Here is a 13,535-nt window from a genome sequence, read left to right as displayed (position 1 = left end):
TCCTTTTGGCATAATAAAACACCCCACTTGTTATCCAGTATACCATACTGTCTAACAAATGGGGTGCAGTTCAATGCATCAAGGGGGGCGGTTTTGTTGTTGTTTAGGGTTTAGCTGCGGGGCGGCTTTGCCTTGGCGCCTTCTTTGGGCGGGTGTTTCAGGATAAACCAGAAGGTGGTTCCGCTGCCTACGGTGCTCTCCACGCCGAACCGGCAGCCGTGCTGCTGGAAGATAGCCCGGGTGATGGAGAGCCCCAGCCCGGTACCGGTCTTGCCGGCGTCGGCCCGGGAGCGGTAATACCGGTCGAAGATATAGGGCAGATCCTCGGCGGGAATGCCGGGGCCGTGGTCCTCCACCTCCACCCGGCAGCCCTCCTCACAGGGGATGGCCCGGAGGATAAACACCCCGTCCGGTCCAATGTGGTGCATGGCGTTGCCCAGCAGGTTGTGGAGGGCTCGCTCCATCATGGAGGGGTCGGCCCAGACCTCGACGGGCTGATCGGGCAGCTCCAGCTGAAGCTGCCAGCCGTTCTGGGCGCAGATGGCGTCGTATCGCTCGCTGACCTCGTCGCAGAGCTGGCAGAAGTCGAACCGCACCGGCTCGCACTTTTCGGCGCCGCTGGTGACTTTGCTCAGTTCCATGACCCTGGAGACCAGGGCAGTGAGTCGGTCGGCTTCATCAATGATGATGTTCATCTGCTCGTCCCGGTGGGCCTTATCGTCGCCGGTCAGGTCCCGCACCGTCTCGGCGTAGCCCTTGATGAGGGTCAGAGGGGTGCGCAGGTCGTGGGAGACATTGGCCAAAAGATCCCGCTGCATCTGGGCCGCCCGCTGGACCTCCCGGGCCATGTGGTCGAACTCCCGGGCCAGGGAGCCCAGCTCGTCCCGGCGGTGACTGTCCACCTGGATCTCAAAGTCGCCCCGGGCCACCTGGCGGGCGGCCGCCGAGAGCTGGCGGAGGGGTTTTGTGAACCACTGGCTGAACAGCCAGGCCGCAGCCATGGCGAAGGCGAAGATCAGCGCCGCGATGGTGGGCAGCATCCGCCCCAGCACCTGGCCGGCCTCTCCCACGTGGACCAGACTGGTGGTGACCAGCACCGTATAGGAGCCGTCCGCCGTCAGACGCCCCACCACCATCTGGGAGGAGCCGCCCGGCGCCCGCAAAGATTGCAGCAGCTGGCCGTTCTCTCGGCAGGTGCGGCGCATCTGGAGCACCGTGGGGGCGTTGGGGGAAGAAGAATCGGAGTCGATGAGGGTGCTGTTGTGGAGCAGGCAGGGATAAAGATTTTCAATATAGAGGACATTCCGCAGGGTGGTGTCCGAGATGTCCACGCAGAAGTTGGTCAGCTCGCTGTTTTTGCTCAGGGCCTGATAGAGCGCCTCACGGAAGGTGTCGCTGACCATCAGCTCCCCAAAATCCCAGCTGGAGAGGATCTCGCCGTTTTCGGTGGCGGTATCCATCAGTCGGACGATCTCGTCGGCCTGGGCCGAGAGCTGTTCCTCGATCCGCCGGTTGTACAGCGGTTCCAGCATCTGGGTGGACAAAAACCAGAACAGCCCCAATAGCAGCAGGCAGATGGAGCACAGAAAGAGCATCAGCTGGGCCCGAATGCCCGGCCGGGCGGAAAAACGTGCCATAGGCGGGGATCTCAGCGCTGGGCGTCGGGGTCGAACTTATAACCGATGCCCCAGACGGTGGAGATGTAGCTGCGGCAGGCCCCCAGATGGCCCCGCAGCATCTTGACGTGGGTGTCTACGGTGCGGTCCTCGCCGAAGTAGTCGTAGTTCCACACCTTTTGCAGGATTTTTTCGCGGCTGAGGGCGATGCCCTTGTTGGAGGCCAAAAAGACCAGCAGATCGAACTCCTTGGGGGTCAGGCTGACCTCCTCGCCGCTGACCCGGACGGTGTGGCTGGCGGTGTCGATGGATAATTCGCCGAAGGTCATGGCGCTGGCCGCCGCCTCGGGGTGGGGCATGGTGCGGTTGAGCACCGCCCGCACCCGGGCCACCAGCTCCCGGGGGGAGAAGGGCTTGACCACATAGTCATCCGCGCCGCCCTCCAGGCCGGCCAGTTTGTCGTATTCCTCGCCCCGGGCGGTCAGGATGATCACCGGGGTGTTGATGTGCCGGGTGCGCATCTCACGCAGGCAGGTCATGCCGTCCATAAAGGGCATCATGATGTCCAGAATCACCAGATCGAAGCTGCCGTCCGACAGCTGGGTCAGGGCAGCAGAGCCGTCGGCGGCCTCCTCGCAGGTGAAGCCGGCGTATTGCAGGTGCTCCCGGATCAGCTCGCGGATCCGGGGCTCGTCGTCAACAATCAGAATTTTTGCCATAGAGCGGGTCCTCCGTTTCAGTCAGGGGTCTATCGTATTTATCATAATACCAAATCTGTAAAGAATTGTGAACTTTGGGTGAATCCTTTGGAAAATCCGCTTTTTCAGACCCGCCGGGGGCTGGGGGCCCGGACTTGCGCCCGGGGGGCCGATTGCGGTATACTGGGGCAGAACCGGGCGTTTTGGTCCGGACAAACCATATCAAAAAGACAGAGGAGTATTCTGCCCTATGCGTTTGGGATTGGTTGAATTATTGCTTGTGCTGGCCATCGGCACGCTGGTGTTTGGTCCGGCGGTGTACGGGTGGGTCCGCGGGTGGCTGCGCCGCGCCAAGCAGACAAATCGTGAGATTGCCCGCCGGCGGGCCCAGGCCCAGGCTCAGATGCGGGCCGAGCGGGACGCGGTGCTCCACCGGTTCCAGATTGTGGGGCTGGTGCTGGCGGTCCTGATGGCCCTGAGCCTTGTGTACGCCCTCCTGCTGCGGCCCATCGACCCCCGGCCCCAGAGCTACACCGCCCCGGCAGTGGCCACCGAAACCGCAGTGCGGAACCTCTCGGGGCTGACCGAGCTTTCTCTGGAAGGCTACACCGACCCCAGCTGTGTCCGGGTACGGGAGGGCTGGGTGTATTTGTCCGTTCAATCGGAGGCGGGGGGCAGCGCCATCCTGCGGATGCGGGAGGACGGCAGCAGCCTGACCAAGGTATTGGAATCGGAGGGAGAGATCACCGGCTTCGACTTTGACCCGGCGGGTGAGATCTGGTTTTCGGTCCTGACCGGCAAGGGCGGGATGATCTGCCGGGGCAGCTACGACGGCTGGGGAGCCTCCACCGAAAAGATCGTGACCCAGATCGACGGCGAGCCCCTGCCCTGCCCGGCGGCGGTGGCCGTTGGGGCCGATGGCCGGGTCTATTTTGCCAATTTGTCCGCCTCGGTGGCCGGGGATGGGCTGGAAAATGCGCTCCGCACCGAGCTTTTGGCCCACACCGCCACCGGCCAGGTGTATGTCTATGACCCGGCGGCCCGGACGGTGCAGCTGGTGCTGGAAGGGGTGGCAGGCGCTGCGGGGCTGGCCTTTGTGCCGGAGGAAAACGCCCTCTATGTGTCCGACTTCGGCCAGCGCTGCATCTGGAAGGTGGACGCCGACGCCCGGGAGCTGACCGCCGGGGGCCGGGACTGCGCTCTCTTTGCGGGGGCTCTGCCGGGTTACCCCGGGGCCCTGGGGGTGGACGACGAGGGCAGCCTCTGGGTGGGCTACCGCTTTAATCGCAGTCCCTGGCTGGAAGGCCAGGCCGCCGAGACCTTCCAGCGCGGGGTGGCCCTGCGGCTGCCCTACCGGATGCAGACCGCCCTCTTCGGGGTGGAGGCCGGCAGCCCCGCCGCCCAGGAGTATAGTTCCGCAGGGCAGCTGCTGGCCGAGGTCCCCTCTGAAAACGGGGGCGGCGCGGCGGCTCTCTGCCCGGTGGGCAGCCGGCTGTATCTGGGCGGCTCCGACGACGCCCCGGTGCTGGGATGGCTGCTCTATTGAGCCCCAGAGAAAACGAGAATCTGAAAAAGAGGTGTTTTGGAATGACCGAAGAATATAAACAGGAGATTACCGCCCAGGCGCGCCAGGCTGCGGAGGAACTTTTGGCCGAAGCGGGGCTGCACCCGGGGGATGTGTTTGTGGTGGGCTGCTCTTCCAGTGAGATTGTGGGAGGCCACATTGGCCACGACAGCAGCCTGGAGGCGGCCCAGGCGGTCTATGCCGGGCTGGCCCCGGTGCTGGCGGAGCATGGGATCTGGCTGGCGGCCCAGTGCTGCGAGCACCTGAACCGGGCCCTGATCGTGGAGCGGGAGGCCATGCGGGCCTATGGCTGGGAGGAAGTCTGCGTCGTACCCCGGCCCCACGCCGGGGGCAGCTGGGCCACCACCTGCTGGAAGAATTTTAAAGACCCGGTGGCCGTGGAGGAGATTCGGGCCCACGCGGGGCTGGACATCGGCGGCACCCTGATCGGGATGCACCTGAAACGGGTGGCGGTGCCGGTGCGGCTGAAAGTAAGCCGGATCGGCGAGGCGATTTTGCTGGCCGCCCGCACCCGCCCCAAGCTGATCGGCGGCGAGCGGGCAAAATATACCGAGGAGGATTGAGCTGCCATGGCAGAAAAGAATCTGGAACAAATGCAGCAGGCGGTGGCCGAGATCCGGGAGCGGATGGCCGCTGCCGCCCGGGCCGCGGGGCGGGACCCCGCCGCGGTGCAGCTCTGCGCCGCCTGCAAGACCCGCACCGCCGAGACCATCGCCCTGAGCGCGGGACTGGACATCGACCTGTTCGGGGAGAACCACGTCCAGGAGCTCTGCGCCAACTTTGACGCGGGGGCCTATTGCGGCAAACCCAGCCATTTTATCGGCCACTTGCAGACCAATAAGATTAAAAAGGTGCTGGGCCGGGCCAGCCTGATCCAGAGCGTGGACAGCCTCCGCCTGTTGGAGGCCATCGATAAGGAGGCCGGAAAGGCAAACCTTGTGCAGGATATCCTCTTGGAGGTGAACATCGGGGCCGAGGCCAGCAAGAGCGGTGTCTCCCCCGAGGAATTGTGGCCCCTTTTGGATGCCGCCGCCGCCCAGGAACACATCCGAGTTAAGGGACTAATGGCCATCCCGCCGGTGAACGACAACGACGATGAAAACCGCGCCTATCTGGCCCGGGTGTATCAGCTCTTTGTCCGGGCGGGGGAACGGGGCTATTCCAATGTTTCCATGGAGACCCTCTCCATGGGGATGAGCGGAGACTATGAGAACGCCATCCGGGAGGGCGCGACCCTGGTTCGGATCGGCACCGCCATCTATGGCGAGAGGGACTACGGTCCGAAAGCCTAAATGGGTGTGAAAAGCTTTTTCCGCCGCTTTTTCTCGAAAAAGCGGCAATCTATTTTAAAAAGCGAGGAATCGAATCTTGCTGGACACAAAAATAACCGAAAAACCCAAGTATAAGGACCCCAACATCCGGCACACCAGCACACGGGAGCTGCTGCGCCGGTTCTGGCCCTATGAGCGCAAATACTGGAAAACCCTGGTCTTTGACCTGTTCTGTGCGGCCCTGACCTGTATCTGTGATCTGGTTCTGCCCCTGATTCTGCGGTTTGTCACCAACACCGCCGTCAACGACCTTTCTTCCCTGACCGTGGAAGTCATTCTCCGGCTGGGCTTTCTGTACCTGGTGCTCCGACTCATCGACGGCGCCGCCGCCTATTATATGGCCGATATGGGCCACGTCATGGGCGTCTATATCGAGACCGATATGCGCCGGGACGCCTTCTCCCATTTGCAGCGGCTGAGCGTCGCCTACTACTCCAACAACAAGATCGGCCAAATCATGGGCCGGATCACCAACGACCTGTTCGACGTCACCGAGTTCGCCCACCACTGCCCCGAGGAATTCTTTATTGCGGGGATTAAAATTCTGGTCAGTTTCTGCATCCTCTGCCGGTACAGCGTGGGCCTGACGGTGCTGCTCTTCCTCTGTGTGCCCCTGATGGCGGTGGTCTCCATCTACCTGAACGGCAAGCTCCGCGCCACCCAGCGGGCCCAGCGGATTCAGGTGGGCGAACTGAATGCCCAGATCGAGGAGAGCCTGCTGGGCGAGCGGGTGGTCAAGGCCTTTGGCGCCGAGGCCACCGAGCGGGAAAAGTTTGAGCAGGGCAACGGTACCTTCCAGCGTTTGAAAAAGAACAGCTACAAGATCATGGCTGCCTTCCAGACTTCCACCCGCCTCTTTGACGGCCTGATGTATCTGGTGATGATTCTGGGCGGCGGCATCTTCGTGGTGGAACGCTGGATCGAGCCCGGCGACCTGGTGGCCTACTCGCTGTATGTTTCCACCCTGATCGCCACCATCCGCCGGATCGTGGAGTTCGCCGAGCAGTTCCAGCGGGGCATGACCGGCATCGAGCGGTTCTTTGAGATTATGGACACCCCCGTGGATATCCAGGACGCGCCGGACGCTGTGCCCATGAAGCCCGGCCCCGGGGCCATCCGGTTTGAGAATGTCAGCTTCGAGTACCCCGACGACCACAACCGGGTGCTGCGGAACGTCAGCCTGGACATCCGGGCCGGCGAGCGGCTGGCCCTGGTGGGCCCCTCGGGCGGCGGCAAAACCACCCTCTGCAACCTGATCCCCCGGTTCTACGACGTGACCAGCGGCCGGATCACCATTGACGGCCAGGACATCCAGAAGGTCACCCTGGAGAGCCTGCGGGCATCCATCGGCATCGTGCAGCAGGATGTGTATCTCTTCAGCGGCACGGTGGCCGAGAACATCGCCTACGGCAAACCGGGGGCCACCCGGGAGGAGATCGCCCAGGCGGCCCGTCTAGCGGGGGCCGAGCGGTTTATTCTGGCCCTCAAGGACGGCTATGACACCTATGTGGGCGAGCGGGGCGTCAAGCTCTCGGGCGGTCAGAAACAGCGTCTGTCCATTGCCCGGGTCTTTTTGAAGAACCCGCCCATCCTGATTCTGGACGAGGCCACCAGCGCCCTGGACAACGAGAGCGAGATCCTGGTGGGCCAGAGCCTGGAACAGCTGGCCCACGGCCGCACCACCCTGACCATCGCCCACCGACTGACCACCATCAAGGACTACGACCGGATTCTGGTCCTGGGGGCCGAGGGGATTCTGGAACAGGGCAGCCACGCCGAGCTGCTGGAGAAAAAGGGCGTCTACTACCGCCTGTGGAACCAGCTGCCCGGGGAGGATACTTTGTAAAAACATTCGGATACGAAAAAAGGAGCGGCCCCTGTGGGCCGCCCCTTTTTTGTAATATCAAATGTTGCCGAACTCGCTGAGTTTCAGGTCTTCGTTGTGGTTCTCGGCCCAGCGGACCGCCCAGTCGGAGGTGAAGAGCAGCAGGCGGTTGCCCTTCATATCCTCTACGGGTTTGGTGTCGCTGGTCAGGTCCAGCTGACGCAGCTCGTAGGTGTCCGGGTCGTTCTGGATCCAGCGCAGCTGCTCGAAGGGCAGCTGCTGCATCCGGATCTCCACGTTGTACTCAGTGTTCAGCCGGTACTCCAGCACTTCCAGCTGCAGCACGCCCACAACGCCGACGACGACTTCTTCCATGCCGCCGCCCACTTCGCGGAAGATCTGGATGGCGCCCTCCTGGGCGATCTGCTCCATGCCCTTCACGAACTGTTTGCGCTTCATGGTGTCCTTCTGCTCGATCCGGGCGAAGTGCTCGGGGGAGAAGGTGGGGATGCCCGCGAACTGCACCTTCTTTTTGCCGGTGCAGAGGGTGTCGCCGATGGAGAAGATGCCCGGGTCAAACAGGCCGATGATGTCGCCCGCGTAGGCCTCGTCCACGATGGCCCGGTCCTGGGCCATCAGCTGGGTGCCGGTGGCCAGTTTGATGTTTTTGCCCTCCTGGACGTGGTAGGCCTCCATGCCCCGCTCGAACTTGCCCGAGCAGATCCGCATAAAGGCGATGCGGTCCCGGTGGGCCTTGTTCATGTTGGCCTGGATCTTGAAGATGAAGGCCGAGAACTCATCCCGGCAGGGGTCCACGGCTTCGCCGGTCAGGCTGTCCACACGGGCCAGCGGGGTGGGGGTCAGCCGCAGGAAGTCTTTCAGGAAGGGCTCCACGCCGAAGTTGGTCAGGGCCGAACCAAAGAACACCGGGCTCAGCTCGCCCCGGAGTACTTTATCCAGGTCGAACTCCTCGGCAGCGCCGTCCAAAAGCTCGATCTCGTCGGTCAGCTGCTGGTGCAGGTAGGGGGTCAGCAGCTCGTCCAGCGCGGGATCGCCCAGCTCGGCCTCGATCTCATCGACCTTTTTGACGCCGTTGGCGCGGCCGTCGCTCTCAAAGGCCAGAACCTTCCGGCTGGCCCGGTCGAACACGCCCTTAAAGGCCTTGCCGCAGCCGATGGGCCAGTTCATGGGATAGGTCTTGATCCCCAGAATCTCCTCGATGTTCTCCATCAGCTCAAAGGGGTCCCGGGCCTCCCGGTCCATCTTGTTGATGAAGGTGAAAATGGGGATGTGCCGCAGGGTGCAGACCTTGAACAGTTTAATGGTCTGGGCCTCGACGCCCTTGGCTGCGTCGATGACCATGACCGCCGAGTCGGCGGCCATCAGGGTACGGTAGGTGTCCTCCGAGAAGTCCTGGTGGCCGGGGGTGTCCAGAATATTGACGCACTTGCCCGCATAATTAAATTGCAGGACCGAAGAGGTCACCGAGATACCACGCTGCTTTTCGATGTCCATCCAGTCGGACACAGCGTGCTTGGCGCTCTGCTTGCCCTTGACCGAGCCGGCCTGGTTGATGGCTCCGCCGTAGAGCAGCAGCTTTTCGGTCAGGGTCGTCTTGCCGGCGTCCGGGTGGCTGATGATGGCGAACGTCCGGCGGCGCTCGATTTCTTCACGATTTGTCATATGGTTTGTTCTCTCCTAAATTGGTGCGGCGGGGCGCTGTGGTCCCGCCGGTGTCTGGAATAACGCGGTATACAAAGGGCCGTAAAAACGGCAGCTGAAGATGGTTTTACATGGGTGTTCTCCCCCGCGTGGCGCAAAATTACACATACGGGTTTATTTTACGCCAAAACGCCCCTTTGCGCAAGAGCCCGACGCATATTTTTCGCCCCGCGCCGGGGCTGGAAATCAATACGACTGTATTTCACAGTTTCTTCACCCAGGGCTAAACCGATTTTCACAATTTCCGGGTACAATAAAGCCAGTCAGAACGGAACAGCGTTCCGGCGTTCCCTCTCTCGGAAAGGAAGCATTACAATGGACAACGAAAACAACAAATGGGAATACGATTATTCCTCCCTTTATAATTCGAACTCCTCCGGCCAGCCCCGGCCCACCGACAGCGGCTATATCAACGTCGGCAGCAGCGGAACCAACGCTGCCAACCAGTACGACGCCGCCCCGGCCGAGCCGGCCTACGGCGGGCCGGCAGCCCCCGAACCCCCTGAAAAGCCCCGCCGCCGTCGTGCGGGCCGGGTGCTGCGCAGTGTGCTGGCCCTGGTGCTGGCCGCAGCCATGGGCTTTGCAGGCGGCTTTGCCGGCAGCCAGATCTACGGCAGCCCCAAGATCGTTCTCCAGTCGGCAGACCGGAGCGAGGCGGCCAGCAGCGCGCTGGCGACTTCCACCTCCACCGGCGGCACCGATCTGACCCTTCCTCAGGTCTCGGCACTGGTCAGCCCCAGCGTGGTGGTCATCACCACCGAGCAGGTGGTCTACTCCCAGTGGTACTGGTACGGCCAGGGCCAGGTCCAGTCCGGCGCAGGCAGCGGCGTCATCATCAGCGACGACGGCTATATCCTGACCTGTGCTCACGTGATTGAGGACGCCTCCAACATCACCGTCACCATCGGCGACACAGACTATACCGCCACCGTCATCGGCTCCGACACCACCAGCGACATCGCGGTGATCAAGATCGATGCCACCGGCCTGACCCCCGCCGCTGTGGGCAACAGCGACAACCTCGTGGTAGGCGAAGAGGTCATCGCCGTGGGCAACCCCCTGGGTGAGCTGGGCGGCACCGTCACCAACGGCATCATCAGCGCCCTGAACCGCAGCGTCTCCATCCAGAGCGGCGGCGCCGTGGTGGATATGTCCCTGATCCAGACCAACGCCAGCGTCAGCCCCGGCAACTCGGGCGGCGGCCTGTTCAACATGGCCGGCGAGCTGGTGGGCATCGTCAACGCCAAGTCCGCCGACAGTGAGGCCGAGGGCCTGGGCTTTGCGATCCCCATCAACGACGCCATCGCCGTGGCTCAGGATCTGCTGGAGAAGGGCTATGTCTCCGGCCGGCCCTACCTGGGCATCACCTATGTAGCAGTCACCGACGCTTCCACCGCCCAGCAGCTGGGCGTCTCGGCCTACGGCATCTATATTGTCGAGGTCATCGACGGTTCCCCCGCCGACCAGGCCGGGCTGGAGCCGGGCGACCGCGTCATCAGCATTGACAACACCGAAATCGCCGCCCAGGAGGATCTGGGCACCATCGTCCAGAGCCACGCCGCCGGAGATACCATCTCCATCACGGTGGCCCGGGGCGGTCAGATGGTCACCCTGAATGTGACCCTGGGCGAACAGAGCGGCGCCAACTCTTAACGCGATCAAGAAGCTCCCTTCTCATTCATACAAAAACCGGCCCTCCCGGGGGAACTCCCCTCCGGAAGGGCCGGTTTTTGGTTTTCTGGTTTGATGGAGTTATTCCAGCCAGAACAAGCCGCCGCTGGTCTGGAACAGCCGCCAGGGGTTGACGCTCTTGCTGCCCAGCTTGAAATCCATGGTCAGCTCCTCCCCCACCAGACCGACGGCATCCCCCTGGGCCACCGTCTGGCCCTTCTGGACGTGGAGGTCGGCCAGGCCGTAGAGATAACTGCGCATCCCGCAGCCGTGGTCGATGACCACCGTGTTGCCGGTCAGGGCCAGGTTCTGGGCCAGTACCACCACCCCATTGGCGGGGGCCCGCACCGGTTCGCCGGGAATGGTGTAGAGCAGGGTGGAATTGGAGCGGCTGCCCCTCTGGCCGCCCACCACCTTCACCTGACCGTAGTCCACCAGGATCACATAGTCCTCCACCGGGCAGAGCCACCGCCCGGCCCAGAGTTTTTCCCGGGCGGGCTGTTCGTAGAGGGGCCAGACCAGGTTTCGGAACTCGGCGTTGGCCTCCTCGGTGGCGGGGGGATCCGGCTCGGCTTCCGCCTGGCCGAAATCTTGGGCGGTGACGGTCAGATCCACGGTCAAGGTTTCGCCGTTGACCTCCACCGTGATGGTGTGGGCCCCCACCGAGGCGTTGTAGGCCGCCGGGATGTAGCACCGCCAGCCGGCCCCCACCTGGACGCTGCCCACCACCACCGCGGCGGCGTCCGGCGCAGAGGCCCGCACACACTGAACGCTCCCCAGGTCGGTCTGGACCACCGGCGTACCGGAGCCCACCATTCCGCTGATCCGCATCCCCACGATGCCGCCCTGCTCCACCGTCTCAGAGGAGAGGGTGATCTCCGCCGAGGCCTGGAGGGTGTACCGGACGGTGTACTGGTAGCAGCCTACCGGCCGGGCCGGGCGCTCCAGGCCGGGGTTGCGGTGCAGGCTGTTGTTGCTCTCCCAGGGGAACTCGGTGACCGACATCCCCTCGGGCAGCCGCCAGACGGTGATATCCGCTTTGTATTCCCCGTTGGCCGGGTAGAGGAAGCCCTCATATTCTTCCAGCGACCCCCGGAAGAGAACGGTGCCGCCCCCGTCGGAAATTTCGATCACGGTGTATGTAGCCCAGGAGGGCGGGGTCAGGGCCGGATGGGCGTCGTAGAACACCCCCAGTTTCTGGACGCTCAGGGTCTGGGGCGAGGTGAATACCCGGTCCAGGGCCCCGGCCATCAGCGGGATCTGCCAGCAATAGCCGTTGGGGGTCAGCTCCACCCCGCCGAACTGAGTTTGGGTTGCAGGCATAGCCCCCTCTGTGGTGAAAGCATAGCTGATCCCCATCACAGAGCCCAGGAGCACCGCAACCCCCAGGGCTACCCCGATCAGCCAGAGCAAAAATCGCTTCATTGGCGTTTCCTCCCTCGTTTGGATACCAAAAAAGCGCACCAAAAGGGCTCGCAAGACCTTCTGGTGCGCCGAATGTCCGATGGAATCGGCCGGGTTTATTCTGCCGGCTCCTCCGCAGGCGCAGTTTCCTCGGCGGCGTCCTCGGCGGGCTCGGCCTCGAGGGCGTCGTCCTCCCCAAACAGCAGCCGCTCGTACTCGTCCAGCTCCTGCTCACGGCGGCGCAGGTAGACGGCGACAGCGGCCAGCGCACCCGCAACGGCGGCCAGCATGGCGACAACAGCGATCAGATACGGTTTTCTCATGGGTTTTGCACTCTCCTTTTTCCGGTCGAAACAGTGTTTGAGCGATCGTTTCCAGCGGGTGACTTGCAGCATAAGCTTGAGCACCATCCAAAGCGCCGTCAGCATATGGAGTGAAGTTTTGACCAAAAAGAACACTTGCATCACCCTCCGTCGTCTCAGGATCCGGGCTTGCTCCGCCCCCTGGAATAATTCTTATTATACCCGTTGTGCCGCAAAATTACAACCAAAATCCCTGGATTTTCAGATGTTTTTCCAGTTTTTGAAGAAAATTACAGCCCCATCTCTTTTTTGCAGGCCTTGAACGCCCCGGGCAGGGTGTACTCCTCCCGCAGGGCCTGGCAGCTGGCCCAGACGCACCCGGCGGGGGCGGGCTGAGCCGGCAGCTGCACCCGCCACAGGTGGAGATGCCATTCAATGTGGCTGAAAATATGCTTTGCCCCGGGCAGGGGGCGGGGCTGGTCCCCTGTGTCCAGACCCAATTCTTCCAGAGCATCCCGGACCGCCCCGGGGCCCTCCAGAAGAGTATCCTCGAAGGTCAGGGGCTGCCACAGCCCCGCCAAGAGGCCTTTGGGGGGCCGCTGCTGCAACAGCCAGCCCTCGGGGCTCTCGGCCAGAATCACCGTGACCTCTGTCTGTTTCCGGGCCTTGGGGACGGCTTTCCGGGGCAGATCCCGGGCTCGGCCTGCCTTGCGCCCGGCGCAGAGGTCCGCCAGGGGGCACTGGCCGCAGAGAGGTTCGCCCCCCGGCAGGCAGACCAGCGCCCCCAGCTCCATCAAAGCCTGGTTATAGTCCCCCGGGGCGTCGGGGGGCTGGTGGTCCATCACCCGGGCGGTAAAGAGACGCTTCACCGCCGGGTCGGTGATGAACCCGTCGTCGTTGTACAGCCGGGCAAAGACCCGCAGGACGTTGCCGTCCACAGCGGGCACAGCCAGCCCGAAACTGATGGAGGCGATGGCCCCAGCGGTGTACTCCCCGATGCCGGGCAGGGCCAGCAGAGCGTCGTAGTCGGCGGGCAGGTCTCCGCCGTACTGTTCACAGACGATCCGGGCGGCTTTCTGGAGGTTCCGCACCCGGCTGTAATAGCCCAGCCCCTCCCAGAGCTTGTGGAGCTTTTCGGGGTCGCAGGCCGCCAGGGCCGGGATGTCGGGCAGCTCCCGGAGAAAGCGCTCGTAATAGGGCAGGGCCGCCGCCACTCGGGTCTGCTGGAGCATGATCTCGCTCAGCCAGACGTGGTAGGGGCTGGGGTCGGTGCGAAAAGGCAGGATGCGGCGGTTTTTATAAAACCAATCCAGCAGGGCCGGGGCAATGTTTTCCATAGAAAGGAGCCTCCTTGTTGAAAATTCAAACAAAAAGCGGGCGG

11 protein-coding genes are annotated in these 13,535 nt (G+C 63.1%); 5 read left to right on the top strand and 6 right to left on the bottom strand.

The features are described from left to right. Nucleotides 1-110: 110 nt before the first annotated feature. Together JCM17207_RS05385 and JCM17207_RS05380 are read right to left on the bottom strand one after the other, a co-directional pair. Nucleotides 111-1,637 carry a sensor histidine kinase gene (locus tag JCM17207_RS05385; protein ID WP_238316601.1) on the bottom strand — a complete coding sequence of 509 codons (1,527 nt, stop codon included), beginning with the start codon at nucleotides 1,635-1,637 and terminating at the stop codon, nucleotides 111-113. 11 nt (nucleotides 1,638-1,648) lie between these two features. Further along, nucleotides 1,649-2,335, bottom strand: a complete 687-nt coding sequence (locus JCM17207_RS05380; RefSeq protein WP_238316600.1) for a response regulator transcription factor — start codon at nucleotides 2,333-2,335, stop codon at nucleotides 1,649-1,651. A 241-nt stretch (nucleotides 2,336-2,576) separates the two neighbouring features. Here JCM17207_RS05380 and JCM17207_RS05375 point away from each other — a divergent pair, with 241 nt between their 5' ends. From JCM17207_RS05375 to JCM17207_RS05360, 4 genes are all read left to right on the top strand, one after another. Then, a complete protein-coding gene (locus tag JCM17207_RS05375) occupies nucleotides 2,577-3,860 on the top strand; it encodes an SMP-30/gluconolactonase/LRE family protein (protein WP_238316599.1) in 1,284 nt (427 codons plus the stop codon). 41 nt (nucleotides 3,861-3,901) lie between these two features. After that, nucleotides 3,902-4,462 (top strand): TIGR01440 family protein, encoded by a 561-nt coding sequence (locus tag JCM17207_RS05370; RefSeq protein WP_238316598.1) that lies wholly within the window; start codon nucleotides 3,902-3,904, stop codon nucleotides 4,460-4,462. A 6-nt stretch (nucleotides 4,463-4,468) separates the two neighbouring features. Next, nucleotides 4,469-5,191 carry a YggS family pyridoxal phosphate-dependent enzyme gene (locus JCM17207_RS05365; protein WP_238316597.1) on the top strand — a complete coding sequence of 241 codons (723 nt, stop codon included), beginning with the start codon at nucleotides 4,469-4,471 and terminating at the stop codon, nucleotides 5,189-5,191. A gap of 79 nt (nucleotides 5,192-5,270) precedes the next feature. Further along, nucleotides 5,271-7,076, top strand: coding sequence for an ABC transporter ATP-binding protein (locus tag JCM17207_RS05360; protein ID WP_373871927.1), 1,806 nt, complete (start codon nucleotides 5,271-5,273; stop codon nucleotides 7,074-7,076). Between the two features lie 57 nt (nucleotides 7,077-7,133). Here JCM17207_RS05360 and JCM17207_RS05355 read toward each other — a convergent pair whose 3' ends face one another. After that, a complete protein-coding gene (locus JCM17207_RS05355) occupies nucleotides 7,134-8,738 on the bottom strand; it encodes a peptide chain release factor 3 (RefSeq protein ID WP_238316596.1) in 1,605 nt (534 codons plus the stop codon). Nucleotides 8,739-9,092: 354 nt separating this feature from the next. Between JCM17207_RS05355 and JCM17207_RS05350 the strand changes: the two genes are divergently transcribed. Further along, nucleotides 9,093-10,430: a S1C family serine protease gene (locus tag JCM17207_RS05350; RefSeq protein ID WP_238316595.1), complete on the top strand. Its 1,338-nt coding sequence runs from the start codon at nucleotides 9,093-9,095 to the stop codon at nucleotides 10,428-10,430. A gap of 99 nt (nucleotides 10,431-10,529) precedes the next feature. Here JCM17207_RS05350 and JCM17207_RS05345 read toward each other — a convergent pair whose 3' ends face one another. From JCM17207_RS05345 to JCM17207_RS05335, 3 genes are all read right to left on the bottom strand, one after another. After that, entirely contained in the window at nucleotides 10,530-11,873 is a 1,344-nt protein-coding gene (locus JCM17207_RS05345) for a murein hydrolase activator EnvC family protein (RefSeq protein ID WP_238316594.1), read from the bottom strand. Nucleotides 11,874-11,968: 95 nt separating this feature from the next. Then, on the bottom strand, nucleotides 11,969-12,175 hold the full coding sequence (locus tag JCM17207_RS05340; protein ID WP_238316593.1) for a phosphatase: 207 nt from the start codon (nucleotides 12,173-12,175) through the stop codon (nucleotides 11,969-11,971). A gap of 269 nt (nucleotides 12,176-12,444) precedes the next feature. Then, nucleotides 12,445-13,491 (bottom strand): A/G-specific adenine glycosylase, encoded by a 1,047-nt coding sequence (locus JCM17207_RS05335; RefSeq protein WP_238316592.1) that lies wholly within the window; start codon nucleotides 13,489-13,491, stop codon nucleotides 12,445-12,447. Nucleotides 13,492-13,535: the final 44 nt, after the last annotated feature.

The organism is Faecalibacterium gallinarum, from assembly GCF_022180365.1.
GTDB classification, from domain to species: Bacteria; Bacillota; Clostridia; order Oscillospirales; family Ruminococcaceae; genus Faecalibacterium; species Faecalibacterium gallinarum.
Note: the sequence above shows the minus strand (reverse complement) of the source record. Positions and strands in the feature narration are given on the sequence as shown.